The organism is Myxococcota bacterium, assembly GCA_041389495.1.
GTDB lineage: Bacteria > Myxococcota_A > UBA9160 > UBA9160 > UBA4427 > JAWKRT01.
In genome coordinates this window covers 24,388-50,549 of sequence record JAWKRT010000006.1, presented here as the reverse complement: position 1 = coordinate 50,549, position 26,162 = coordinate 24,388, and the positions used below count along the sequence as shown (strand labels likewise).

Sequence of the window (26,162 nt, the reverse complement as noted above, 5' to 3'; positions counted from 1 at the left end):
GCCGCGCGCGCGACACCCGCCGAGCGCACGGGCGTCAAGCGGCCTGCGGGGGGCGCCGATGACGGCGGGGCCCGCAGCCCCGGGCCCATGCTCGAGCACGAAGGGATCGCCCGCGCGCATGAAGCTCGTCGCCTGCACGTCCTGCCACACGCAGTACGACATCACGGACGTCGCCGCCGAGAGCGTGCGGTGCCGGTGCGGGGCGGACGTCGCGGTCGTCGACCTCGAATCGCGCGACCTCGCCGTCCACCGCTGCAGCAGCTGCGGCGCCCACGTCGATGCGGGCCAGCGCGAGTGCGAGTACTGCGGCGCGGGCATCGTCACCGACCCGCGCCTCCTGTCCCTCATCTGCCCCGAGTGCTGCGCGCGCAATGCCGACGCGGCGCGCTACTGCGGCGCGTGCGGCGTCGTGTTCGACCCGCAGCCGATCGGCGTCGAGAAGCGCGAGCTCCCGTGTCCGGTGTGCACGAGCCTGATGCCCGCGCGCACGGTCGGCGCGATCGCGATCAACGAGTGCCCGACCTGCAACGGCATCTGGTGCCCGGCGCAGGGCTTCGAGGCGCTCGTCAAGGCCGCGCTCGAGAGCAAGAAGAGCAGCGTCACGGGCGAGGTCGAGTTCGTCCCGCGCGCGAAGGGGTCGAACCCGGCCTCGCAGCGCATCGCGTACCGCAAGTGCCCCGAGTGCGACGCGTTCATGCTGCGGCGCAACTTCCGCAAGGCGTCGGGCGTCATCATCGACCGCTGCAACTCGCACGGGACGTGGCTCGACGCCGACGAGCTCGAGCAGATCGCGGGCTACCTGCTCTCGGGCGGGCGCCCGAACGCCGAGCGCTACATGCGCGAGACCGACGCGCAGGCGGACGCCGAGTACCGCGCCGCGCGCAAGGCGCGCATCGCCGCCGAGAGCGGCGCCAACCGCCAGGTCGTCGACGCCGTGCTGCGCAGCAGCACGCGCCGCGGCGAATCGTTCCTCGGAAGCTCGCTCGTCGACTTCCTCACGTCGTTGATCGACTGACGTCCCCGTCCACCGCCACCGCCTCGAGCGCCGGAGAACCGACATGGGCCTGATGAACAAGCTTCGCAACGAGCTGATCGACATCGTCGAATGGGTCGACGACTCGCGACACACGCTCGTCTGGCGCTTCCCGCGCTACCAGAACGAGATCAAGAACGGCGCGCAGCTCGTCGTGCGGCCCGGCCAGCGCGCGATCTTCGTGCACCAGGGCGAGATCGCGGACGTCTTCGAGCCGGGCCAGCACCGCCTCACGACGAAGAACCTCCCCGTCCTGTCGACGCTCGCGGGCTGGAAGTACGGCTTCGACTCGCCGTTCAAGGCCGAGGTCTACTTCGTCAGCACGCGCCAGATCACCGATCTCAAGTGGGGGACGCCGAACCCCGTGATCGTGCGCGACGCGGACTTCGGCACCGTCCGCCTGCGCGCGTTCGGCACCTACGCCGTGAAGGCGAAGGACCCGAAGACGCTGCTCAAGGAGCTCGTCGGCACCGACCAGCACTTCGAGGTCGACGAGATCACGGAGCTCTTGCGCTCGATCGTGAGCTCGGCGTTCGCGGACCTCGTCGCGTCGGCCGAGATCCCGCTCGCCGACCTCGCGACGCAGTACCGCACGCTCTCCGAGCAGCTGCGCCGCAGCGTGCTCGAGCGCGTCGACGACGAGTACGGCCTCGACATCACGCAGATGGTGATCGTCAACATCTCGCTCCCCGCCGAGGTCGAGAAGGCGCTCGACACGCGCTCGAGCATGGAGATGGTGGGCGACATGGCGCGCTTCCAGGCCTTCCAGCTCGGGCAGGCGCTGCCGGCGCTCGCCGCCAACGAGGGCGCGGGCGGCATGGCCGGCGCCGGCATGGGCGTGGGTCTCGGCATGGCGGTCGCGTCGGGCGTGCCCAGCATGGTCGGCCGCGGAAGTGGCCCGCTCGCACCCGCCGGCGCGCCGTCGGGCGCGACGCCGCCGCCCGTTCCCGCGCCGCCGAGCTGGCACATCGTCGAGAACGGCGCGCCGGTCGGGCCGTTCGCCGCGCCGCAGCTCGTCGAGCTCGCGAGCGCGGGGCGTCTGCGCCCGGACACGTTCGTGTGGATGGCCGGCATGGCGGACTGGATGCCCGCCGGGCAGCTCCCGCAGCTCGCCGGCCTCTTCATGCCGGCGCCGCCGCCCGTCCCGGGACGTTAGGCACGCACCCCCGCGGCGTCGCTCGGGGGCCGGCGCGCCGTCTCGCGCGTGCGCGCGCGGGTCAGGTCTTCGCGGCGCGAAGGCGCAGCGCGTTCCCGATCACCGATACCGAGCTCAGGCTCATCGCGGCGGCCGCGATCATCGGGCTCAGCAGCAGCCCGAAGGCCGGGTAGAGCGCGCCCGCCGCGAGCGGCACGCCGAGCGCGTTGTAGCCGAACGCGAAGCCCAGGTTCTGGTGGATGTTGCGCATCGTCGCGCGCGAGAGCAGCCGCGCGCGGGCGACGCCGCGCAGGTCGCCCTTCACGAGCGTGACGCCCGCGCTCTCCATCGCCACGTCCGTCCCCGTGCCCATCGCGATGCCGACGTCGGCCTGCGCGAGGGCCGGCGCATCGTTGACGCCGTCGCCCGCCATCGCGACGACGCGCCCCTGCTGCTGCAGCTCCTGCACGGCCTTCGCCTTGTCCTCGGGCAGCATGTCGGCCCTCACGTCGTCGATGCCGAGCTGTCTGGCCACCGCGCGCGCGGTCGTCTCGCTGTCGCCGGTCAGCATCACGAGCCGCACGCCGTCCTCGTGGAGCATCGCGACGGCGTCGGCGCTCGTCGCCTTGATCGGGTCGGCGACACCGAGCAGTCCCGCGGCGCGCTCGCCCACGACGACGAACATCGCGGTCTGCCCGTCGCCGCGCAGCTCCTCGGCGCGCTCGGCGAGCGCGCCCGCATCGATGCCGAGCGCGCGCAGGAGCGCCGCGTTGCCGAGCGCGACGCGCCGGCCGTCCACCGTGCCCGAGACGCCCTTGCCCGTGTGCGCCTCGAACTGCGAGGCCTGCGCGAGCGCGAGGCCGCGCTCCTCCGCACCGGCGACGATCGCCGCCGCGAGCGCGTGCTCGCTGCCGCGCTCGAGCGTCGCGGCGAGGCGCAGGAGCTCGTCCTCGTCGATGTCGTCGCTGCTCGCGACCACCGACGCGAGCTTCGGTCGGCCCTCGGTCAGCGTTCCCGTCTTGTCCACGACGAGCGTGTCGACGCTGCGCAGCCGTTCGATCGCCTCGGCGTTGCGGAAGAGCACGCCCATCGTCGCGCCGCGCCCGGTCGCCACCATGATCGACATCGGCGTCGCGAGTCCGAGCGCGCACGGGCAGGCGATGATGAGCACCGACACGGCGACGACGAGCGCGTGCGCGAGGCGCGGCTCGGGCCCCGCCCACGCCCACACGGCGAAGGCGACCGCGGCCGCCGCGATCACGGCCGGCACGAACCAGGCGGCGACGACATCCACGGTGCGCTGCACGGGCGCGCGGCTTCGCTGGGCCTCGGACACCATCTCGACGATCCGCGCGAGCAGCGTCTCGGCGCCGACGCGTTCGGCGGTCATCACGAGCGAGCCGGTGCCGTTCACCGTCCCGCCGACGAGTGCCGAGCCCTCGGTCTTCTCCACGGGGATCGGCTCGCCCGTGATCATCGACTCGTCGACCGAAGAGCGGCCCTCCTCGACGCGGCCGTCCACGGGCACCTTCTCGCCGGGGCGGATGCGCAGCCGATCGCCGGGGACGACCTCTTCGAGCGGCACGTCCCGCTCGTGGCCGCAGTCGGTGAGGCGGCGTGCGGTCGGCGGTGCGAGGTCGAGCAGCGCGCGGAGCGCCGCCCCCGTGCGGCTGCGCGCGCGCAGCTCGAGCACCTGCCCGAGCAGCACGAGCGTCACGATCACGGCCGCCGCTTCGAAGTAGACGGCGACCTCGCCGCCGTGGCCGCGGAAGCTCGACGGGAAGAGGCCCGGCGCGAGCACGGCCGCGACGCTGTAGGAGAACGCTGCCCCCGTGCCGACCGCGATCAGCGTGAACATGTTGAGGTGCAGCGTGCGCAGCGAGCGCGCGCCGCGCGCGAAGAACGGCCAGCCTCCCCACAGCACGACCGGCGACGCCAGCGCGAGCTGCAGCCACGGCACGACGCGCGGTGGAACGAGTGCGCCGACGGGATTTCCCGGGATCATCTCTCCCATCGCGAGCGCGAACACGGGGATGGTGAGCGCGAGGCTGCCCCAGAAGCGGCGCGTCATGTCGCGCAGCTCCGGGTCGTCGTCCTCCGCCTCGTCCGCGTGCGCGCGCGCCGGCGTGCGGCGTTCGAGGGCCATGCCGCAGACGTCGCACGGGCCCGGCTCGTCGGACTCGACCTCGGGATGCATCGGACACACGTACGGCTTGCGCTCACTCATGCGGCGCCTCCTTGCGGCTTCGGTGCGGGCGGCAGTGCGCGACCGCGCACCCAGGCGAACACGACCGGGATCACGACGAGCGTCAGCACGGTGGCGGACGCCATGCCGCCGATCATCGGAGCGGCGATGCGGCGCATCGTCTCCGATCCTGCGCCCGATCCCCACATGATGGGAAGCAGCCCGGCGAAGATCGTCGTCACGGTCATCATCTTCGGCCGCAGGCGCAGGACCGCGCCTTCGAAGATCGCCTCGGCGAGGTCGTCGCGCGTGCGCAGCCGCCCCTCGTCGCGGGCCTGCGCGACCGCGTTCTCGAGGAAGAGCAGCATCACGACGCCCGTCTCCGCGGCCACGCCCGAGAGTGCGAGGAAGCCGACGCCGACGGCGACGCTCGTGTCGTAGTCGAGCGCCCAGAGCAGCCACACGCCGCCCACGAGCGCGAAGGGCAGCGTCAGCAGCACGATCGCGCTGTCGGCGAGGTTGCGGAAGTTCAGGTAGAGGAGGACGAAGATCAGCGCGATCGTGAGGGGCACGACGATGCGCAGCCGTTCCGCGGCGCGCTCCATGTACTCGTACTGTCCGCTCCACGCGACCGAGTAGCCGACGGGAAGCTCGAGCCCGTTCGCGAGCGCGCGCTTCGCCTCGGCGACGTAGCCGCCGACGTCGCTGCCCTCGAGATCGACGTAGATCCAGCCGTTGGGGCGCGCGTTCTCGGTCTTGATCATGGGCGGCCCCCTGCGGAGCTCGAGCGACGCGAGCTGCTCGAGCGGCACCTGCGCGCCCGACGGCGTCGGCACGAGCACACGCCGCAGGGCGCCGAGGCTGTCGCGCAGCTCGCGCGGGTAGCGCAGGTTCACGGGGTAGCGCTCGAGCCCTTCGATCGTGGACGTGACGTTCGTGCCGCCGATCGCGCTCTGGATCACGTCCTGCACGTCGCCCACGACGAGGCCGTGGCGCGCGATGGCGCGGCGATCGATGTCGAAGTCGAGGTAGTTGCCGCCCGTGACGCGCTCGGAGTAGACGCTCAGGGTTCCCGGTACGCCGCGAAGGATCGCCTCGATGCGCTCGCCGATCGCCTCGATGGTGGCGAGCTCGGGCCCCGCCACCTTGATGCCGACCGGCGTCTTGATGCCGGTCGAGAGCATGTCGATGCGCGTCTTGATGGGCATCGTCCAGGCGTTCGTGATGCCGGGGAGGCGCACACGCGCGTCGAGCTCGGCGACGAGCTTCTGCGGGGTCATCCCGGGTCGCCACTCGTCGCGCGGGCGCAGCGCGATCGTCGTCTCGATCATCGACAGCGGAGCCGGGTCGGTCGCGGACTCGGCGCGCCCGACCTTTCCGAACACGCGCGCGACTTCGGGCACCCCGCGGATCATGCGGTCCGTCTGCTGCAGGATCTCGCGTGCCTTCGTGACGGAGACGCCGGGCAGCGTCGTCGGCATGTAGAGCAGGTCGCCCTCGTCGAGCGGCGGCATGAACTCGCTGCCGAGGCGCGAGGCCGGGAAGATCGACGCGAGGAGCAGCGCGAGCACCGTGACCACGACCGCCCTCGGGTGACGCAGCGCAAAGCGCAGCACCGGGCCGTACGCGCGGTGGAGCGCGCGGTTGAGCGGGTTCGCGCTCTCGGGGCGGACGCGCCCGCGCACCAGCCACAGCATGAACAGCGGCACGACCGTGATCGACAGCAGCGCGGCGCCGAGCATCGCGTACGTCTTCGTGAACGCGAGGGGACGGAAGAGCCGGCCCTCCTGCGCCTCGAGCGCGAACACGGGCAGGAACGAGACGGTGATGACGAGCAGGGAGAAGAACAGCGAGGGGCCCACCTCGACGGCCGCGTCGAGCAGGATGCGCGCGCGCGGCTTCGCCCCGTCGTGGCGTTCGAGGTGCTTGTGCGCGTTCTCGATCATCACGATCGAGGCGTCCACCATGGCGCCGATCGCGATCGCCACGCCGCCGAGCGACATGATGTTCGCGTCGATGCCCTGCGCGTACATCACGATGAACGAGAACAACACGCCGAGCGGAAGCGTGAGCACCGCGACGAGCGCGCTGCGCACGTGGAACAGGAAGACGGCGCACACGAGCGCGACGACCAGGCTCTCCTCGACGAGCTTGTGGCGCAGGTTGGTGACGGCGCGCTCGATCAGCGACGAGCGGTCGTAGACGGGGACGATCTCGACGCCGTCCGGCAGGCCGGCGGCCAGCTCCGCGAGCCGCGTCTTCACGCGACCGATCACCGCGAGCGCGTTCTCGCCGGAGCGCATGACGACGATGCCGGCCGCCACCTCGCCCTCGCCGTCGAGGTCGGCGAGCCCGCGCCGGAGCTCCGGGCCGATCTGTACGGTGGCCACGTCGCGCAACAGGATCGGAGTGCCCCGTCCGTCGGCGCCGATCGCCACCCGACGCAGGTCGTCGATGCCGCGGAGGTAGCCGCGCCCGCGCACCATGAACTCGCTCTCGGCGATCTCGACGAGGCGACCGCCGACGTCGCTGTTGCTGCGCTCGATCGCGCGCCGCACCTGCGCGAGCGGGATGCCCAGTGACGCGAGCGCGTTCGGATCGACCTCCACCTGGTACTGCCGGACGAACCCGCCGAGGCTCGCGACCTCCGCGACGCCGGGCAGCGCCTGCAGCTCGTAGCGCAGGTACCAGTCCTGGAGGGAGCGAAGCTCGGAGAGGTCGTGCCCGCCCGTGCGATCGAGGAGCGCGTATTCGTACACCCAGCCGACGCCCGTCGCATCGGGGCCGAGCGCGGGCGTCACGCCCTCCGGCAGCCGCCCGGACACGAAGCTCAGCACCTCGAGCACGCGGCTGCGCGCCCAGTACAGGTCGGTGCCGTCCTCGAACAGCACGTACACGAACGACTGGCCGAACATCGACGTTCCGCGCACGGTCTTCGCGAAGGGCACGGCGAGCAGTGCGGTGGTGAGCGGGTAGGTCACCTGGTCCTCGACGACCTGCGGCGCCTGCCCGGGCAGCTCCGTCGTCACGATGACCTGCACGTCGGACAGGTCCGGGATCGCGTCGACCGGCGTGCGCAGCAGAGCGGCGACGCCGAAGCCCGCCACGGCGAGCGCCAGCACACTCGTGAGGAGCGCGTGGGTGGCGGACGCTTCGATGACCCTGCGGAGCATCGCCTACTCCTCGCGCGCGAGCAGCTTCTGCAGCGACTCGCGCAGACGGCTCTCGCTGTCGATCAGGAACTGGCCGGACGTGACGACGCGGTCGCCCGCTTCGATGCCGTGCGCGATCTCGACCCAGCCGTCGCCGCCGTCGACGCCCACCTCGACCGCGCGCGGATCGAACCTCCCTTCGCCGAGCGCGCGGACCACGACCGCGCGTTCGCCGGTGCGGATCACCGCCTCGCTCGGCACCGCGACGACGGCGGCGCGCGGCGTCGTCTCGATCACGACGTTCGCGAACATGTCGGGCTTGAGGGCGAGGTCGGAGTTCGCGAGCTCGACGCGCACACGCGCCGTGCGCGTGCGCGGATCGAGGAACGGGTACACCTGCGCGACGGTTCCGCGAAACGACCGCCCCGGGATCGAGCGGACGTCGAGCGTCGCCGACTGGCCCTCCTCGATCCACGGGAGCTCGTACTCGTAGACGTCTGCCAGCACCCACACGCGCGAGAGATCGGCGATCGTGTAGAGCACCTCGTTGGCGTTGACCTCCATGCCCATGCGCGCCCCGAGGTGCGTGACGACGCCCGACGAGTGGGCGTGCAGCGTGAGGGTCTTGCGCGCGACTCCGGTGGCGAGCAGGTGCTCGATGTCGCGCTCGGGCACGTCCCACAGGTCGAGTCGGCGCCGAGTCGCTTCGAACAACGAGGCTCCCGCCCTGCGGACGTCGTCGAACGGGCTCTTCGCCGTCTCGTCGCGATAGCGCGCCGCGACGATCAGCTCCTCCTGCGTCGCGAGCAGCTCGGGCGAGTAGAGCTCGATCATCGGATCGCCCTTGCGGACGAGCTGCCCCTCGTACTCGACGTAGAGCGCCTCGATCCAGCCCTGCACCTTGGTGTGGACGTGCGAGACGCGACGCTCGTCCCAGGCGACGCGCCCGACTGCGCGCACGGCGCGCGCCAGATCGCGGCGCTGCGCGATCGCAGTGCGCACACCCATGTTCTGCACGACGACCGGATCGATCGCGACGCCGTCGGTCGCACCGGTCGCGGGCGTGCGCGCGCATTCGGGCACGAGGTCCATGCCCATCGGCGATTTGCCCGGCGCGTCGCGGACATAGGTCGGGTCCATCGGCGCCTTCCAGTAGAGCGGCGCGGCTCCGTCCGGGCACGGCGACGCGCCGCGCGCCGGGCTCGCGGCACTCTCGGGCTCGTGCGGTGCGTGTGCGCCGAGCCGATCGTTCGCGAGCCAGCCCACGGCGGCGGCCAGCGCCAGCGCAGCCGCCAGCGAAGCCGTCCGCGCAGCCGTCCGCGCAGCCGTCCGCGCAGCCGTCCGCGCAGCCGTCCGCGCAGCCGTCAGGAAGATCGTTCGCTTCGCGGTCATCGCAGATCCGCCCCGACGACGGCCTCGAGGCCCGCCCAACCTGCATGCCTGTCCGCGCGTGCGCGCTCGGCCCGCACCTCCACGTCGAGCAGGCGCATCTGGCTCTCGAGCACGTCGGTGAAATCGAGTCGGCCGACCTCGTAGGCCGAGCGGCTCGCCTCGAACGACTGCGCCGCCTGCGGGACGAGCCCCGTGCGCAGCAGCGCGAGTGCGGCGTCGGCGCGCGCGAGCGCGGCGTGCGCGTCGCGCGCGCGCGCGCTCGCCGCGGCCGTCTGCGAACGCAGGCGCGCCTCCGCGGCGCGGAGGAGCGCGCGCTGCTCGGCCGCGTGTGCACGCCAGCGCGCGCGGTTCACGGGAAGCCGGACGGTGACGCCCGCGGAGAGGAAGTCGTCGCCGCGCACGGGGTCGCCGGGCACCGAGCTGCGGACGCGGTAGCCGATGCCGACGTCGACGTCGGGAAGACCTTCGAGCTCCGCGGCGTCGACCGCGTGTCGCTGCTGCTCCACCTGCGCGGCGAGCCCCTCGAGCAGCGGGCTGCTCGAGGCGAGCCGCGCGAGAAGCGGGGCGAGCGCGGGAGCGGGCGGCGGCTCGTCGCCGCTCGCCGTCGGCGGCAGCGCGGTCGCTGGCGGAAGGTCGAGCAGAGCGACGAGTCGCGCGTTGGCGGCCTCGACCCGCGCCTCGTGCGCGAGCCGCATCTCCAGCAGCGAGGTCAGCTCGACCTGTGCGCGCAGCACGTCGGCCTGCATGCCCGACCCGACCGCGTACTTCGCCTCGGCTGCGCTCGCGAGCTGGCGCAGCAGCTCGAGGTTGCGATCGGTGATGGCGAGCGCGCGTTGCGCGTAGCCGAGCTCGGCCCACGCGACCTCGACCGCGCTCGCGACGGTGCGCTCGCGGTTCGCGACGGCGAAGGCGGCCGCGTCGCGCCCGCGCTCGGCCGCGCGCTCGCGGCTCGCGAGCAGGCCTGGGAAGGGCAGCTGCTGGCGCAGCCCGAGCTGGTGCCCCGACATCATGGTCGAGTCGAAGTCGAAGGTGCCGGTCGGCACGTTGCTCGCCTCGTAGGCGAAGCGAACGTCCTCGAGCGCGCCCGCCTGCGCGATGCGCTCGCCCGCCGCGTCGAGCAGCGCCGCGAGCTCGGCGATGTCGGGGTTGGCGACGGCGGCGCGCTCGAGGCACCACGCGAGAGGGAGCGGGCGCGGCGGCGAGAGGGGCGCGCCTTCCGCGCCCTGAGGTGACGGCGTTGCGGCCGCAGTCGGCGTCGCAGCGCGCGCGGGGAGCGTCGCGACGACGAGTGCGGCGCACGCGGCGACGACGGCCGTACAGGCGGAGCGCGCGCGCGCGGCGCGCACCGCGCTCGGGAATCCGTATCCGGCGTGCATGTCCGAGGCTCCTGGCATCCGAACGAACCGGTGGTGCGCGCTCCGCTCGCGGCGAACGAGCGAGCGCGCGTCGCGAAGGGCGGGAAGGCGCGACGAGCGCGACTTCCCGGGCCGGTCCGGATCAGAGGAGGAGCGTCGACTTCCGCAGCAGGACGCTGCGCGCGTCGGGTGGAGCGACACCGGGCACCCCGCGCGCGCTCGGAAGCTCCGCGCGCGCGACGAGCGCGACGTGCCGCGGAGCAACGAAGACGAGCGCGGTGCCGCCCGGCCGCTCGAGTCCGAGGTCGACTCCGCTCGCGACCGTGCGCGCGTCGCAGTGCGCGCCGCAGCCGGCGGAATCGTCGGGGGGCGGGGTGGGCCGCGCGTCGCTCGCGGGCATCGCGTCGTGGCACGCGGCTCCCGCGCCTTCCGCGACGTCGTGGTGGGCGCTTTGCGTCGCTGCGTGCGCGGAGCAGGCGAGGGCGCACAGCGGCGCGCCGCCCCCGACGAGGGCGACGACGACCGCGATGATCCACCTGCGGAGCTGCATCCGGAAGCGTTCCCGCCCTGCGACCGACTCGATGCGGTCGGATTGCTTGATACCCCACCCAGGTATACGTACCCTACGGCCGTGCGCCCTGGATGGCAAGCCCGACCCGGGCATCGGCCGCGCGGCCACCGGGGTGGAGGCCCGCGCTCCGCCCGGCGGCGGTTGGAGTGACCTCGCACGCAACCCCGAAGCAGACCCCGAGCCGCGCAGGAGCCGGACAGGGGTGGGAGGCCTCGCGGCCATGCTCGACGCGGAGACGAAGCGGAAGGTGGAGGCGGCGCTCAAGCGCATCGGGGGGCAGGTGGCCGGCATCCAGCGGATGGTGGACGAGGAGCGCTACTGCGTGGACGTCCTGCATCAGATCGCGGCGGCCGAGGGCGCGCTCGAGCGCGTCGGCAGGCTGATCCTGTCCGCGCACATCGACACCTGCGTCGCGAGCGCGCTCGAGAGCGGGAGCCCGCGCGCGGGTCGCAAGAAGGCGCAGGAGCTGAAGGACGTGCTCGCGCGCTTCGGCTGGAGGAGCGGCTAGGCGCGGCGCTTCGCGCGCGCGAGGTACTCGACGAGCGCGGTCGCGTTGTTCCAGCGCTCCTCCTTGGACGAGAAGACGATGGTCGCCGGGCCCGCGCCGAGGGCGCGGCGGAGCGCCGCCACGCCGTCCGGGTTCGCGTCGAGCTCGGCGAAGTAGCGCTCGCGGAAGGCGCTCCACTTGTCGGGATCGTGCTCGTACCAGCGGCGCAGCTCGGTCGAGGGGGCGACGTCGCGCGCCCAGTAGTCGATGCGCGCGGCGGCCTTCGCGATGCCGCGGGGCCAGAGGCGATCGATCAGGACGCGAACGCCGTCCGCGTCGTCGGCGGGCTCGTAGACGCGCTTCGTGCGCAGGCGCGTCGAGCGCGCGCCGCGCCTCGCGCTCACGCGGGCGCGACCTTCGCGATCCAGGCGTCGAAGCCTTCGTAGCCGATCTCGCGCTGGCGCTTCGCGACGCGCTCGAGAATGGCGGCGATCGTCTCCGGGCTCGCGGGCGGCTGCGCGCTGATCTTCTCGGCGATCGTCTCCGCCTGCGCGGCGATGCCGGCGCGAAGCTCCTCGAGCGCGAGCTCCTCGCCGCTGTGGCGGTCGTCCTGATCGCCCGCGATGCCGAGGAAGCGCTCGATCGCGCGCTCCGAGACGTGCGCCGCGTGCTTGCGCGAGGCGACGATGTTGCCCTTGCCCGTCACGACGTTGCCGACGCTGAAGAGCGTCGGGTAGCCCTCGATGCGGCCGAGATCCCAGTCGAGGAAGTCGAACAGCTCGCCGCGCATCGGGATGCCCTCGATCGGCTCGGGGATCGAGCCGATCGAGCTGATCACGACCGGCCCGCGGCGCTCGAACGTCTCGTCCGTCGGCGTCGGGCGCCCGTTCTTCATCTCGTTGCGCACGAACCGCAGCCCGACGAGGCGGCCGCCCTCGACGATCGCCTCGGTCGGCGAGCACAGCGGCTCCATCTGGAACAGGTACTTCTCCTGCGCCTTCGCGAGCATGCGCGCGCGCCCGGCCTCGACCTTGACGACGCGCGCCTCGTCCGCGCCGTCGGGCAGCTCCATGAGCGGCATGTCCTCGACGCGGCGGCGGTAGAAGAGCGTCGGCCCCTCGAGTCCGAGGTCCTCGACGCGCAGCCCGTGCTTCTCGAGCGTCTTCGGGATGCCCTTCACTTCCAGCTCGACGAGGTCGACGTCGATGCCGCGCGCGGCGAGCGCGGCGACGACGTTGCGCAGCATGATCACCTTCACGACGTCGATCGACGCGAGGCCGCCGCCGACGACGAGCGCGCCGTCGGGTGTCTCGAACGTCTCGCCCTGGTAGCCCGGCTCGTGGCTGTGGTTGAACCAGATGATGAACGGGTTCTGGTAGACGAGCCCCTTGCCGACGTAGGCGTCGATGCCGTCGATCGGGAGCGGGCGGTCGCGCCACGCGCCGTTCGCGAGCACCACCGACGTGAAGCCCCACTCGGCGACGAGCGCTTTCAGGTCGACGTCGCGGCCGATCTTCGTGTTGGGCACGAAGTGGACGGTCGGCTGCGACAGCTTGTGCCGGACGTTCTCGTACTCCTTGTTGCGGAGCGCCACGTGCCAGCGCGGCAGGCCGTCCTCGATCTTCCCGTACGGGCGCGCGTTCATCTCGAAGACGACGACGACGGCGCCGCGATCGGCGAGGCGGCCGGCCACCTCGGCGCCGGCGGTGGCACCCCCGATCACGGCGACGCACGGAGTGGGATGGTCGGGCGCGGCGTGCTGCATGCGGCGATTCTCGCAGCTCCGCCGACCCCGGACAATCGCGTTCGCACCCGCGGTGCGCGACGTGGTAGAGGTTTCCGGTTCTCGCAAACGAAGGGGAGACGATCCGTGGGCCCGATCGCGCGCACCGTCCTCGCCGCCGCATTCCTGTGCGGCGCGTGCACCGCTCCGCCGCCGGCGGAGGACGCATCCGGTGAGGCGTCGGCTCCCGTCGCCGAGGCGCCTGCGCCCGCGACGACGATCTACCGCGGCGGCGCGATCCTCACCGTCGACGGCGCCGGCACCGTGGCGCAGGCGCTCGCCGTGCGCGGGGACGAGATCGCGGCGGTCGGCGACGAGGGCGACGTGCTCGCGCTCGCCGGCCCCGACACGCGCGTGGTCGACCTCGCGGGCCGCGCGCTCGCGCCGGGCTTCGTCGACGCGCACGGCCACCTCACGCTCGTCGCGCGCTTCGCGCAGACGGTGAACGTCGCGTCGCCGCCCGTCGGCCCGGTGCGCAGCATCAAGGAGCTGCAGGATCTCCTGCGCCGCCACATCGACGAGCAGCACATTCCGGTCGGGCAGGTCATCGTCGGCACGGGCTACGACGACGCGCTGCTCGCCGAGCATCGCCACCCCGACAAGTTCGATCTCGACGCCGTCTCGACGTCGCATCCCATCCTTCTCGTCCACGTGTCGAGCCACCTCGTCACCGCCAACCAGGCGATGCTCGACGCCGCGCACGTCGACGAGACGACGCCCGACCCGCCGGGCGGCGTGTTCCGCCGCGTCGAGGGATCGCGCGAGCCGAACGGCGTGATGGAGGAGCACGCGATGTACGCGGGCTTCCGCGCGATGCCGCAGCCGACGCCCGCGCAGCTGCTCGGCGCGCTCGGCGACGCGCAGCGCGAGTACGCGCGCTACGGCTTCACGACCGTGCAGGACGGCGCGACGGACGCCGCGAGCTTCCGCCTGCTGCGCGCCGCGAACGCGAACGGCGCGCTCTTCCTCGACGTGACGGCGTACCCGACGTGGGCCGACTTCGACGGCGTCGTCGCCGAGCTCGAAGCCGAGGGCGGTGCGGTGGGGCGCTACGACGGCCACCTCGTCCTGCGCGGCGGAAAGCTCGTGCTCGACGGCTCGCCGCAGGGGCGCACGGCCTGGCTCACGAAGCCCTACCACCGCGTGCCCGCCGGGAAGCCCGCCGACTACGCGGGCTACCCGGCGCTCGACGACGAGGTCGTGTACGCGTTCGCGAGCAAGCTGCGCGCGCGCGGCATTCCCGTGCTCGCGCACGCGAACGGCGATGCGGCGGCCGAGCAGTGGATCCGCACGGTCGAGCGCATCGAGCGCGAGCAGGGCCCGGCCGACTGGCGGCCGGTGATGATCCACGCACAGGCGCTCCGCCGCGATCAGCTCCCGCGCATGGCGGCGCTCGGCATGATCCCGAGCTTCTTCGTCGCGCACACCTTCTACTGGGGCGACTGGCACCGCGACGTCGTCTTCGGGCCCGAACGCGCCGCCGCCATCAGCCCCGCTGCGAGCGCGCTCGAGGCGGGGCTGCGCGTGACGATCCACAACGATGCGCCCGTCGTGCCGCCGAAGGGCGCGTTCCTGCTCTGGACCGCGGTGAACCGCGTGACGCGCAGCGGGAAGGTGCTCGGCCCCGACGAGCGGCTCACGCCGCTCGAGGCGCTGCGCGCGATCACGATCGACGCCGCCTATCAAGCGTTCGAGGAGCGTCGCAAGGGCTCGCTCGAGCCGGGCAAGCTCGCCGATCTCGTCGTGCTCTCGGCGAGCCCGCTCGACGTCGAGCCCGACGCGATCCGCGACATCGAGGTCGTCGAGACGATCAAGGCCGGCCGCACCGTGTGGAGCGCGGACGCACCGAACGCGAGCCGCTGAGCGCGCGGCGCGGAGCGGCGCCGCGCCGCCGCGAACGAAGGAGGAGCGAGACATGCCCGCCCAGCCCCCGACCGAGAGCCAGAAGAAGCTGTTCGAGCTGCTCGACGTGCTGCGCGAGGCGAGCGAGCGGCGCTACGGCCCCGAGTGGGGCATCGAGCAGCCGGGCGACGTCGCCGAGGGTCAGCGCAACCTGCTCCACTTCCTGCAGGGCGGGCTCTACTCGCACATGGAGGCCGACCCTGCGCGCCCGGTCTTCCGGCGCATCGTCACGAACACGCGCAAGTTCCGCGGCGACAACCCCGACGCCATCTACTTCGACGCCCACGTGCGCGGCGACCTCGAGTACCTCGTGCGCGGCCACATGGCGGGAGCCGTCTACTTCTCGGTGACGATCGAGGAGGGCCCGGGCGAGGCGCACTACGCGACGGGCACGGCGGCCGGGCTCAACGACTCCGAGATGGACATCGCGCCCGACGGCTCGTTCGAGATCTTCGTGTCGGCGAACGATCCGGGCGACGGGCGCAACTGGCTGCGGCTCTCGCCGACGGCGCAGTCGATCACGACGCGCCACTACTTCGAGGACGAGGTGTGCGCGTCCGCCGACCCGTCGCGCCCCGTGCCGCTCTCGATCGAGGTGCTCGGCGACCCGGGCCCGCCGCGCGTCTGGAACGATGCGACGATCGCGGCCGCGATCGCGCGCGTCATCCACTTCGTGCGCGACGACACGCTCGGCCAGGCGCCGCGCAAGCCCGAGGACCAGCCGACCTGGGTGTCGACGACGCCCAACGTCTTCCACCCGCCCGAGAAGCCCGGCTCGATGGCCTTCAGCGCGATGGACATCGCGTACGCGATGTGCCCCTACGTCTGCGGCCCCGATCAGGCGCTCGTGATGACGGGCCGCTTCCCGGAGTGCCGCTTCTCGAACGTGAACCTGTGGAACCGCTACATGCAGACCTACGACTTCGACAACCGCCGCGTCTCGCTCAACCGCAAGCAGACGACGCTCGAGGCCGACGGCAGCTTCCGCATGATCATCAGCCACACGGATCCGGGCGACGCGGTGACGAAGGGCAACTGGCTCGACACCGAGGGGCGGCCGTTCGGCATCGTCTACTGGCGCTTCCTGCTGCCCGAGGGCCCGATCGAGACGCCGAGGATCGAGGCCGTCCCGCTCGCGAGCCTGAAACGCTAGGCGTGGCTACAGCCCGCAGGGGTCGTTGATCGAGCCGAACACGTTCGACTGCCAGGCGGTCGCGCCGCACACGGAGAAGTCGAACGCGTCGCTCGAGACGTGGCCCGTCGACGTGCTCGACTGGACATGCGTGTGCGTCGCGTCGTTGAAGACCACGATGCCGCTCCCGACGCTTCCGCCGACGAACGCCTTCTTCAGCGAGTTGCCGTCGCCGCGCAGGTAGATGCCGTGCGAGCCGTTCGCGTGGGACCGGACGTCGACGAGCTCGTTGCGATCGCCGTGCACGAAGAGCCCGTGGAACATCGAGCCTTCGACGTGGATCTGCTGGAGCGAGCAGTCGTTCGCGTCGAGGAGGATGCCGTAGCTCATGGCGTTGCCGACGGCGACGTCCTTCAGGCGATGTCCGTCGCCGGTCCGCCACACGCCGTGGTTGGCGGTCGCACTCGCCTTCGCGCGCTCGAGTCGCACGCCGCTGCCCGAGAGACGGAAGCCGACCGCGTTCGGGTCCTGCGTCCCGACGGCCGAGACGTCGCGCAGCTGGTGCGCGTCGGAGCCGAGGTCGAAGCCGCTCAACGTCGTGCGCAGCGTCGAGCAGCGCTCGAAGCGCTGTCCGTCGCTCGCGGAAGTGGCGACGACGAAGCCCTGTCCGCCCGCGTCGCGCACGGCGACGTTCGCGAAGCGGTTCCCCGGGCTCGAGATCGACACGCCCGGTTCGTCGTGAGCTCGAACTCGCCGCCGGGGCCGAGCACGTCGCCGCACGCGATCTGCGCTGCGGCGGTCGGTGCGTGCGCGAAGGCGAAGGCGAGCGAGCACAGGAGCGGGGCGAGCGTCGAGAGCGAGCGGGGCATCGCGGACGGACTCCTCGCGAGACCGCGCCTCGCGAGGACACCGTCGTATGGATGGCGCGCGGAGGGAAGGGGCCGTTCGGCCCGGCGCGGGAGACGAAGAAGGGCCGGCGCGCGGAGCGCGCCGGCCCTCGTACCTTCGGAGCCGCGAACTAACGAACGCGCAGCTCGACGCGCCGGTTGCGCTGGCGGCCCTCCGCCGTGTCGTTCGTCGCGATCGGGCGCTCCTCGCCGACGCCCACCGACGTGAGCCGCGACGCCTCGACGCCGGCCCCGACGAGGAAGCTGCGCACCGAGGCCGCGCGGCGCTCCGAGAGACCCTGGTTGTACTCGGCCGCGCCCTGCGAATCCGTGTGGCCCTCGACGACGAGCCGCACGTCCGGGCAGGCCGCGAGCTGCTGCGCGGCCGCGTCGAGGATCGCCGGGCTGCGGCCGACGAGGTCGGCGCGGTTCGTCGCGAACTCGACGCCCTCGAGCACCATGCCCTCGCAGGCGTTCGGGCCGGCCGCGCGCGGTGCGGGCGCGGCCGGGGCCGCGCCCACCATCACGCCGTGCACGAAGCTCGCGAGCGCGTTCGGGCTCGCGACGTCGGCCGCCGCGCGGTAGCTGCCGCAGCTCGAGCCCGCGGCCACGACGTCGCGCAGCACCTGCTCGCCGCCGTCGCGCGCGCCGATGCGCACCGCGTGGATGCACACCGCATCGGAGCGCGACGCCGCGAGCGCGCGCGCCGCGTCGACCGTCTGCTTCGCGCAGTGCACGTCGCCGTCGGTGTAGAGGATGACGGCGGCCGGGCCGCTCTTCCCCGCGAGCTGCTCGCCGACCTCGCCGAGCACGGCGTGGAGCGGCGTGTCGCCGCCGCCGCCGTCGACGCGGCCCATCACGTGCGTCGCGTCGACGCCCGCGCGCAGCGCCGCGCGGTCGAAGGGCGCGAGCGCCCGGCCGACGCGCGCGTCGCCGCCGAAGCCGATGTTGCCCGCGTTGTACGTCGTCGACTTCGCGCGCGCGCCCTTCTCGGGCAGCGCCGACGCCGTCGCCTGCGAGAGCGCCTTCCCGGTCGGGAAGCTCTCGTCCGCATACGTCGTGCCCGACCCGTCGGTCACGATCACGACGTTGTCCATCGTGCGCCACTCGCCGCGCTCGATCGCCACGGGGCCCACGTTCATCGGCGCCTTCTCGGCGAGCGGCGGCATCGCGCACGCCGCCGCGAGCCATCCCGTCGCCACCATCGTCACCGCGGCCGAAGCCGCTCCGAAGCTCTGTCGCATCGCCGTTCCTTCTCCTGCGTCCTGGGCTGATCCCGGTTCGCGCCGCACCGCGCGCGGGCCGCGTCCCCAACCACAGGGAAGGCCTGCGAGCGGCCGGATCCTCGCGCAGATGCCCCAATGCCGCGCGCGTGCCGAACGACACAGGTAGACTGCGCCGCCCGGGCCCTTAGCTCAGCGGTCAGAGCAACCGGCTCATACCCGGACGGTCCCAGGTTCGAATCCTGGAGGGCCCACCACGAACACCGCGATATCGCTCGATTTTGCCTTCCGAGTCCTTGTCGCCGGCTTGTAGCCAGGCCTCGTCGGCAGGGTCGGAGCGCACGTCCAGCATCGCGTTGTCTGCAAGGCGCGCGTAGCGCTGCTTGGACGCCTGCGATCTGTTCCCAGGAACGCGTTGACGATGTCACTCCGGCACACGCCGCGCCGGAGCGCATCCGTTGCGAACGCGTGCTTTGTGCCCTCATAGAGCCAGACCCGGCAATCTCCTTGCGAGTGAGGACGCCCCGCCTCGTCTTGGCCCGGCCCTCTTTGGCGCGAATGCGCGTCTAGTACTCGGATCGCCGATCCCGGCCAGTCGGTGCGGCGAGAACGATGTCTGCAGGACTGAATAGACGGAGCACTGCGTGAGCGCCCTCGGCGGCGGCGGGACTTCTTGAAGTCTTGCGGAAGGCCATCTGTGCAGCCCGAGTTCTCTTCGCTGAGCCGCAATCCCGAGAATGCCGAGCTCTTCCGCGGCCTTCACCGCGCGGAGAATGCGATCCGTCTCGCGTCGCACGTAGATCGAGTGTGCCAACCGATCGAGTTCAGACACTCGGTGTAGCGCGTCCGGCTATTCGCGATCCCAGACCCTCGCCCTGTACTGAACGAGCAGGTAGTTCGCGAGGAGCTGGATGTCCTTGTGCGTGTTCTGTAACTCGTTCCACTTGCGCTGTGCGCCGGGACCAAAGTCCCAGTAGCCATCGGTCCAGCGGCAGACATCGGCGAGAGGCTGGATGTCTGCTTCAAAAGCCGTGGCGTCAGGAATACCGGTCTCGCAGTGGCGGTCTGCGATCGCATCCATGACGAAGCCCATGCTTACGATTCCGGCGCCATGCATGAGCCGCGAGCGTCGCGGCGAAATCCCCCAGGCGGTCTTGAAGACAGACGCGACGGCGGCCCAAAAGCTGTTCAACACGCGCAACATGGACTCGAGATCGTCCTCGTCGGCCGGACTCGCTCGGAAGCGATAGAGGGCACCGTCCGTGAGGCTGTTCTCGATCATGCGTAGGATGGAGTTGTCCTTGATGATGCCAGTCGGAATGGTTGGGGTGCGGATCATCCCGTGTAGCGGCGAATCGGCGTCGGTGTTGAGCCGCTCGAGAAGTAGAGCGGGAAGTCGACGACGCTGAAGAAGCGATGGGAGTTGTGCTGCGGTCGATGGCAGCAATTCGTAGATGAGTCCCTTCGGAAGGGGCTTCGTCGAGTTCACGAGAATGAACTGCTCCGCCTGGTCGCGAAGGTCATCTGCGATGAAAGACACTGCACAGATCGGAAATCGATCGATTCGCGCATCTCGGATCGCCGCGAGTCGCTGTTGGCCGTCGACGACCCAGCCCGGCTTCTCGAAGTCGGCGAGCTCGCTATCGATGGGAATCGAGAGTGTTCCAGGAATCGCGAACCCACTGGCGCGCTCGTCGGGTCTGAACGTTACGCGCGCATCGAAAGCGACTACGACCGCGTTGGGAACCATCGGTTCCTCAGATTCTAGATAGGCTCGAATCTCGGCGATGTGCGAGAGAATCTCCGGTCGCTGGTAGCCGGCAACTTCGCCGCTCGCCGTGCGCTTGATTCTCGACACGGTCGCGAACTTCGGAACGATCTTGCCATCGACCGCAAACGTGTAGAGGAAGCGGTTCTTGCCCTGTTCGACGCGAATCGCCGGGATGGAGAGTTCTGTCGTCGTTTGGCTCTTGGTCGGCATAGCAACATTGCCCCTCGGCGTTCAGCACGACTTGGCGCGTTCGCGCTTAAGTCGTTCATACAGCGCATAGATGTTGTGAAATCCGCGACGCCGATTTCTCTCCGCGCCCCTGAAGATCGCGACATGAATGCCGAGGTCCTTGCACACTCGGCACTTGCAGTTCTTCCACGGACGATCCTCGAGAGTCCGCCGATAGGACGACTCCCGGAACTCCTTATCGAGTCCGACTAGGTTCGAGTACTCCCGCAAGTCGTTGAGGCAATCCTCGACGGTTGCAGCGCGACGATCAAACTCGATGAGCGTCTGGAGCGCTCGTTGCTCGAGTTTCCGCGCTTGTTCGAACTCGAGGCGGCCCGCCGCGATCGCTCGCTGGACCTTGGGGTTACCCTCAACCTGCGGAACGCGAATCGCGGTGTACGTTCGGCGCCTTACATGATGTGTGTGGTAGTTGTCCGTGTTGTCTTTGAAGGCTTGCCGAAGAGGAGAGGTGCTGTCGAAGCTTGTCGCACCGAACCGCGATAGCTCCACGAGCCTCTCACATCGCGAAACGCCCAGAAGGTGAAATTGAGTTGCGTCGCGTCGTACACCGGCGACCGCCTCCATCACCTCCATGAGTTCATGCGTTTTGAGAGGCACGATGCCTCCGATCGCGATACGTCGGTAGCCTTGCTTCTGGAGCGCGACCACGGCCTCGGCGTAAGACTTCGGGCTCCAGCCCTGAGCGACGCCGATCGCGACGAAGCGATCCCTACGAGCTCGGTGCTCCTTGAGGAACGACGAGGCGAGCTCGATCGTGAGTTGCTGTCGCTCGGTCCAGTCACGAGGTGGCGCATTGACACCGGGAAGTCCGCAATCGAGATCCGCCTGATACGGCAGGATCACGTGATCCACCGAAAGCCCAGAATCGAATCCACACAAGGAATAGAAATCGAGGACTTCCTCGACGGTGTACGGCGGTTTTCGTTCGTTGACGTACGAAAACGCGCCGCAGTCTCCCATGGCTTCGATTCGGATACCGCGCTTCCCCTCGTCGAGGCGAAAGAACTCGCGCACGCCGACTCGGAGCAATCGCTGGCGCTGCGCCATCGTGTACCGACTCGAACTCGCAATTCCGTCGACGATTCCCTTGGACACGAGCACGCCGTCGAGCGGTGGGGAATCGAAGACCTCGTGTGCGTAGAGGTCGTCTCGATGCCGCACTCGATGCAGCGATCGACTCTCCGATTCAAAGTCAAACGTAGGGTCGACCAGGTCGGAGCTATCCGGGAGAAAGAATTTCACGACCTCGTCCCGCGGCTCTGCACATAGGTACGGATGAGAAAGTTGCTGAGAACGCGCACGTGCCGCGGAGTGTTCTCGATCGCGTCCCACGGCGTATCGTTGAGATCTTCCCAAGTGCCGCTTGTCCAGCGGCACACGGGGGCGATGACCGCGAGCTCCTTCTCGACCTTCTTCATCGCACGCGGATCCGCCGGATCGATACCCGCCATCACCTTATCCATGAGGCGTCCCATCGATCGGATGCCTGTACCGTGCATCAATCGGCTTTCGCCCGGCGACTTCCCCCACGCGTCATGGAAGACGTTGGCTACGGCGCTCCAGTAGGTGAACAGTAGATTGCGAATTCCGTCAAAGTCCGTCTCGCCGGTCGCGATATTTCGATACGGAAAGAGACAGCCGGAGGCAGAGCCCAGGCTCTCCTCGAGCATGTTGATGACAGATGTATCGGTGACGACGGCTCCCTTCTTCTTGTCGGAGGACGTCGAGGCGCGACGGATCATCCCGTAGAACGGAGACTCCTCGTCCGCTGCGAGGAGATCGCAAAGCGCCGAGGGAATCTTCCGCGCCGCGAGGCGAGCGGGCAGCGGGGTCGTCACTTCCGGGAGGAGTTCGGTGATGAGTCCCCTCGGAAGTGGGCGCGTGTTGTTGACGCGGAGAAACTGATCGCGCTGAAGGTCGATCGCATCGGCAACGAATGCATTGACTGGTACAGCCAAGTCCTTTCGCTCCGACTTCGAGATGGCAAGCGCGCGCTGCTGTCCATCCACGATCCAGGCCGGCTTCTCCTCATCCTCGTTGGGAAGCGGAATCTCAAGAGTCCCGGCTTCTACGAGATCGTCACCTACGTTGGGACCACGGCTTTTCGTGAACTTGACCTTGGAGTCGAGCGCGAGGATGAGGCTGTTCGGGAAGAGAACATCGTCGCTGTTGAGATACTCGACGATGTCCTTGACGTGCCGTCGTACCTCAGGCCGTTGGTACCCGAGAAGCTTTCCTGCTTCCGATCTCGACACACGCGAGATATCCGCGATACGAAGTAGTTCGTCGCCACGCAGGCTGAACATATAGAGGGGGTGGCCGCCAGGTTGCCTGAGCCGTAAGGCACGGCGGCGTAGCTTGCTAGCGGGTCTGGGCATGGACGCGCTTCCTTACCTCGTTGAATAGGTTGCCGAACCGCTTCTGCTCGCAAGCGTGCCCGCTGTCGCGGAGCTGTCGAAGCAGCCTCGATCGGCTCAACTGGCCATCGCTCGCCAACCGCTTCGCGATGTACTGACGGACGTCGTCGTCATCCATCGAGATGCGGTCGTAGTGGGGAACCGCGGCCGCCCTCGTGAGCTTGCGCTTGAATGCGACGCGAATCCTTTCGAAGGACGCCACCTCGTTCGGGTCAAGGTGCGCGATGACGTCGCGCGCCAGACGCGCGTTGAGAGCCTGGCGAACACCCCCAACCTGTGCCTGCAGGCGAGCGTCGGCAGGCAGGAGAAACCGACCGAGAGGGCCGCTGTTCTTGGCTCCGGAAGAGATGACGAGCAATCGTTCCGGGTTCCCGCTGGCCGCTGCCAGCACGTCGGCTTCGATTGCAGACAGGTATTTGGCCGACGCGATCACGATGATCCGCTGTCCGGTGCATCGAGATGCAATGCCACTCCCGCCAGTGATTTGCTCCCACCAAAGCTGCGCAGCGAGAGCTTTTTCGCCCGAGGCGCATGCGCCTCCGACGAAGTCGGGGCTCGGACTGAAAGTTGCCGAGTACGGTGCGATCGGCTCGTCGGGTGTGATCAAGCCGTAGCCCGCGGAACAAACGTGAAGCCGCGCCTGCCAACCTTGGTGCTCCGCCAGCTTTGGGAGCTCGAGTGCCGTGGTCCAGTGGTCGCCGGCGTACATGGCGCTCGCTGGCGCGCGGAGATGTGCGCGTGCGAGCAACAGATTCTTCCAAGCTCGTACGCGCTCATCCGCCGATGCACCGTCGACGTCGCGCATACGAGCCCACTCGGCCTCCGGCACCCCGCGTCCGGCGCTCCGCGCACGCTTGCGATACGTGCACGAGACGACGATGTCGAGTTCGGCTACCACGCCCCTTCCGTCCATGACGTCTCGGCGAACGCGGAGTGGTTGTGGATGCTCTCGGCGTTCTCCGCGCGCACTCGAAACCACGTCACTCGCGGGTCATCACGAAGTTCGAGTGCGGCGTTGCGCACCATGTCCTCGACGAAGACGGGGTTGTCGTAGGCCTTCATCGTTACGTGACGTTCGTCTGCGCGCTTCAGCAAGGGATAGACGGGGCAAGACGCGGACCGCTCGGCGACCTCGATCAACTCCTCAATCCAGACGATCTCTCCGGAGTCGCGCCCGGTTCTAACCGCAAGTTCGATCAGGCCTCGCTGGTTGTGCGCTCCGTAGTCGCTGATTTCCTTGCTGCACGGGCACAGGCTCGTCACCGGCACGGTGACGCCGACCGAAAACTCCACACCTCGTTCGTTCGTGAGGGCGTCAAAACTGCACCTGTAGTCCATCAGTCCGAGCGAACCGCTCACTGGAGCTGCGCGCTCGAGGAAGTAGTCGAACTCGATTCGCAACTGCGCCTCATGGCTGCCAAGGCGCGTCTGAATCTGATCCAGGATGTGGGGGATGGTGTGAATCGTTACTTCGCCGCGATTGTCATTCAGCACCTCGACGAACCGACTCATGTGCGTGCCCTTCACGCATTCAGGTAGGGCGACGGAGAGAGAGAACTCGCCTGTCGTTTGCTGCTTGGCATTCGCACGATCGAGGACAACGATCGGGTAACGGAGCCCGGAGACGCCCACTCGCGAGAGCGGAACCCCCCGACCATCTGCCCACTGCTGCACGTCCTCCACTACTCATCTTCTCCGGAGTAGACGCACCCACTGGTGCAGGTCTCTCGTACGACGACCTTCGAGAGGCCTGGAAGCGCGAGCGACAGATTCGTCCAGATCCAGCGCGCGAGATGTTCGCTCGTGGGGTTCTCGAGTCCACGAATCTCGTTCAAGAAGTTGTGATCGAGTTGCTTCATCAGGGGCTCAAACGCGTGCTTGATCTCCGCGAAATCGATGATCCAACCAGTGTCTTGATCGATCGGCCCCGCGACGTGGATCTCGGCCTTAAATGAGTGGCCATGCAATCGCGCGCACTTGTGGTCGGGCGGGACGTTGGGAAGCCGATGTGCGGCTTCGAAGCTGAATTCCTTGAAGATCTCCACATACCCCCCTTACGGAATTCCCAAGAACTTGTGCGTCTGCAGGCTGAGCCTCCATTGCGGATGCGCCAGGCAGTACTCAACTGCGAGGCGTGTATTCTTCTCGATCTCAGGCCCGTCCATTGGCTGCAGGAGGAGGGCGTCGAACTGAAGACGTTCGAATCGCTGTGGATCCACTCCGTATTGAGGAAAGACGAGCTTCAGCTCATTCCCGCGAGTCTGGCGGAGTGGCGCTGTGCCCTTTGGACTAACGCAGACCCAGTCGATGCAGTCGGGCGCCTCGATCGTTCCATTGGACTCGATCGCGACGTCGAATCCAACGCGTTGAAACGCTTCGACCAGCGCGACATCGAGTTGGAGAAGTGGTTCTCCACCCGTGCAGACAATGAGCGGATTCGATCCGGCATGACCGTGCGCCCAAAAGCCGGCCGCAGTTCTCGCAAGGTCCTCGGGATGTTCAAACCTTCCGCCGCCGGGACCGTCCGTCCCAACGAAGTCGGTGTCGCAGAAGCTACAGGCAGCGGTCGGACGATCCTGCTCGCGGCCGGTCCAAAGGTTGCATCCTGAGAATCTGCAGAACACGGCGGGACGTCCAGCCTGAAGGCCCTCGCCCTGAATCGTGTAGAACAGTTCCTTGACGAAGTAGGTCACACGGGGGCCCCGGCTTGATACGGTACGGGATCAGACAATCCGTTCTCGGCGAAGCCCTTCAGGCGAAGAAGGCAAGCGTCGCACTCGCCACAGGCCTCGCCCGCGTCACTGGGCTCATAGCATGTACACGTTATGCTGTAGTCGACGCCGAGCTCGAGGCCGCGCGCGATGATCTGCGCCTTCGTAAGATTTATCAGCGGGGTGTGGATTCGGGTGTGTTGGTGCCCTTCGACACCTGACTTGGTGGCGAGATTCGCCATCGCCTCATAGGCCTTGATGTATTCGGGTCGGCAGTCCGGATATCCGCTGTAGTCGAGTGCGTTCACGCCAATGAATATGTCCGATGCCTTAAGCACCTCGGCCCATGCCAATGCGAACGACAGGAAGATCGTATTTCGGGCGGGTACGTAGGTAATGGGGATCCCGTCGCCGACCTCGTCCAAGGACCGCCCCTTAGGCACATCGATGTCATCTGTTAGCGCCGATCCACCAAACAACCGGAGATCGATGTCGGCGACAATGTGCGCTTCGACGCCGAAGGCTTCCGCTACCCGTTGAGCCGCCGAGATCTCGGCGTTGTGGCGCTGCCCATATCGAAACGTGAGTGCATGAGCGTCGAACTCCGATTCTCGCGCGATCGCGAGCGTGGTCGTGGAGTCCAATCCGCCACTTAACAACACGACTGCAGGCCGACGAAAGGTCATGACTCCCCCCTTCGCCGGAAAACTACAACACTTCGTCGATCACTCGAAGTGCAGTTATGAATGCGGGACGGGCAACGGTTCCCGGCATGGG

22 protein-coding genes and 1 tRNA gene are annotated in these 26,162 nt (G+C 69.2%); 6 read left to right on the top strand and 17 right to left on the bottom strand.

Annotated elements, in window-relative coordinates:
• Positions 1-118: 118 nt before the first annotated feature.
• On the top strand, positions 119-1,015 hold the full coding sequence (locus tag R3E88_21320) for a zf-TFIIB domain-containing protein (GenBank protein ID MEZ4219019.1): 897 nt from the start codon (positions 119-121) through the stop codon (positions 1,013-1,015).
• 43 nt (positions 1,016-1,058) lie between these two features.
• Positions 1,059-2,189: an SPFH domain-containing protein gene (locus R3E88_21315; protein ID MEZ4219018.1), complete on the top strand. Its 1,131-nt coding sequence runs from the start codon at positions 1,059-1,061 to the stop codon at positions 2,187-2,189.
• Positions 2,190-2,250: 61 nt separating this feature from the next.
• Here the strand turns inward: R3E88_21315 and R3E88_21310 are convergent, their stop codons facing one another.
• From R3E88_21310 to R3E88_21290, 5 genes are all read right to left on the bottom strand, one after another.
• A complete protein-coding gene (locus R3E88_21310; GenBank protein ID MEZ4219017.1) occupies positions 2,251-4,395 on the bottom strand; it encodes a copper-translocating P-type ATPase in 2,145 nt (714 codons plus the stop codon).
• Positions 4,392-7,526 (bottom strand): CusA/CzcA family heavy metal efflux RND transporter, encoded by a 3,135-nt coding sequence (locus tag R3E88_21305; protein ID MEZ4219016.1) that lies wholly within the window; start codon positions 7,524-7,526, stop codon positions 4,392-4,394. The genes R3E88_21310 and R3E88_21305 overlap by 4 nt, the downstream gene beginning before the upstream one ends.
• A gap of 3 nt (positions 7,527-7,529) precedes the next feature.
• The gene (locus R3E88_21300) at positions 7,530-8,771 is read right to left on the bottom strand and encodes an efflux RND transporter periplasmic adaptor subunit (GenBank protein ID MEZ4219015.1); all 1,242 of its coding nucleotides are present in this window, start codon (positions 8,769-8,771) and stop codon (positions 7,530-7,532) included.
• Between the two features lie 122 nt (positions 8,772-8,893).
• Positions 8,894-10,273, bottom strand: coding sequence for a TolC family protein (locus R3E88_21295; GenBank protein ID MEZ4219014.1), 1,380 nt, complete (start codon positions 10,271-10,273; stop codon positions 8,894-8,896).
• A gap of 121 nt (positions 10,274-10,394) precedes the next feature.
• A complete protein-coding gene (locus tag R3E88_21290; protein ID MEZ4219013.1) occupies positions 10,395-10,802 on the bottom strand; it encodes a hypothetical protein in 408 nt (135 codons plus the stop codon).
• Between the two features lie 241 nt (positions 10,803-11,043).
• On the opposite strand from R3E88_21290, the gene R3E88_21285 reads away from it, so the two are divergent.
• Positions 11,044-11,331: a metal-sensitive transcriptional regulator gene (locus R3E88_21285; protein MEZ4219012.1), complete on the top strand. Its 288-nt coding sequence runs from the start codon at positions 11,044-11,046 to the stop codon at positions 11,329-11,331.
• Here R3E88_21285 and R3E88_21280 read toward each other — a convergent pair.
• On the bottom strand, positions 11,328-11,714 hold the full coding sequence (locus R3E88_21280; protein ID MEZ4219011.1) for a DUF488 family protein: 387 nt from the start codon (positions 11,712-11,714) through the stop codon (positions 11,328-11,330). The two genes, R3E88_21285 and R3E88_21280, sit on opposite strands and share 4 nt — an antisense overlap.
• Positions 11,711-13,075 (bottom strand): hypothetical protein, encoded by a 1,365-nt coding sequence (locus R3E88_21275; protein ID MEZ4219010.1) that lies wholly within the window; start codon positions 13,073-13,075, stop codon positions 11,711-11,713. Before R3E88_21275 ends, R3E88_21280 begins: the two co-directional genes overlap by 4 nt.
• 105 nt (positions 13,076-13,180) lie before the next feature.
• Between R3E88_21275 and R3E88_21270 the strand changes: the two genes are divergently transcribed.
• Entirely contained in the window at positions 13,181-14,956 is a 1,776-nt protein-coding gene (locus R3E88_21270; protein MEZ4219009.1) for an amidohydrolase, read from the top strand.
• Between the two features lie 52 nt (positions 14,957-15,008).
• Entirely contained in the window at positions 15,009-16,148 is a 1,140-nt protein-coding gene (locus tag R3E88_21265) for a DUF1214 domain-containing protein (protein ID MEZ4219008.1), read from the top strand.
• A gap of 6 nt (positions 16,149-16,154) precedes the next feature.
• Here R3E88_21265 and R3E88_21260 read toward each other — a convergent pair whose 3' ends face one another.
• Complete coding sequence (locus R3E88_21260) at positions 16,155-16,853, bottom strand: hypothetical protein (GenBank protein ID MEZ4219007.1); 699 nt, start codon at positions 16,851-16,853, stop codon at positions 16,155-16,157.
• Positions 16,854-17,145: 292 nt separating this feature from the next.
• Entirely contained in the window at positions 17,146-18,258 is a 1,113-nt protein-coding gene (locus R3E88_21255; GenBank protein MEZ4219006.1) for an OmpA family protein, read from the bottom strand.
• Between the two features lie 160 nt (positions 18,259-18,418).
• Here R3E88_21255 and R3E88_21250 point away from each other — a divergent pair.
• Positions 18,419-18,494, top strand: a tRNA-Ile gene (locus R3E88_21250).
• Between the two features lie 593 nt (positions 18,495-19,087).
• On the opposite strand, the gene dbpB (R3E88_21245) is transcribed toward R3E88_21250, so the two are convergent.
• The 8 genes from dbpB (R3E88_21245) to queC are packed head-to-tail and all read right to left on the bottom strand — an operon-like array spanning position 19,088 to position 26,071.
• Positions 19,088-20,218: a DGQHR domain-containing protein DpdB gene (dbpB, locus tag R3E88_21245; protein MEZ4219005.1), complete on the bottom strand. Its 1,131-nt coding sequence runs from the start codon at positions 20,216-20,218 to the stop codon at positions 19,088-19,090.
• 21 nt (positions 20,219-20,239) lie between these two features.
• Positions 20,240-21,499, bottom strand: a complete 1,260-nt coding sequence (gene dpdA, locus R3E88_21240) for a tRNA-guanine transglycosylase DpdA (protein ID MEZ4219004.1) — start codon at positions 21,497-21,499, stop codon at positions 20,240-20,242.
• Entirely contained in the window at positions 21,496-22,635 is a 1,140-nt protein-coding gene (gene dbpB, locus R3E88_21235; protein ID MEZ4219003.1) for a DGQHR domain-containing protein DpdB, read from the bottom strand. The genes dpdA and dbpB (R3E88_21235) overlap by 4 nt, the downstream gene beginning before the upstream one ends.
• A complete protein-coding gene (locus R3E88_21230; protein MEZ4219002.1) occupies positions 22,619-23,572 on the bottom strand; it encodes a hypothetical protein in 954 nt (317 codons plus the stop codon). The genes dbpB (R3E88_21235) and R3E88_21230 overlap by 17 nt, the downstream gene beginning before the upstream one ends.
• A complete protein-coding gene (folE2, locus tag R3E88_21225; protein ID MEZ4219001.1) occupies positions 23,566-24,357 on the bottom strand; it encodes a GTP cyclohydrolase FolE2 in 792 nt (263 codons plus the stop codon). Before folE2 ends, R3E88_21230 begins: the two co-directional genes overlap by 7 nt.
• Positions 24,357-24,719 (bottom strand): 6-carboxytetrahydropterin synthase QueD, encoded by a 363-nt coding sequence (gene queD, locus R3E88_21220; GenBank protein ID MEZ4219000.1) that lies wholly within the window; start codon positions 24,717-24,719, stop codon positions 24,357-24,359. Before queD ends, folE2 begins: the two co-directional genes overlap by 1 nt.
• Positions 24,720-24,728: 9 nt before the next feature.
• Positions 24,729-25,367, bottom strand: coding sequence for a 7-carboxy-7-deazaguanine synthase (gene queE / locus R3E88_21215; GenBank protein MEZ4218999.1), 639 nt, complete (start codon positions 25,365-25,367; stop codon positions 24,729-24,731).
• Positions 25,364-26,071, bottom strand: coding sequence for a 7-cyano-7-deazaguanine synthase QueC (queC, locus tag R3E88_21210; GenBank protein ID MEZ4218998.1), 708 nt, complete (start codon positions 26,069-26,071; stop codon positions 25,364-25,366). The genes queE and queC overlap by 4 nt, the downstream gene beginning before the upstream one ends.
• Positions 26,072-26,162 lie beyond the last annotated feature (91 nt).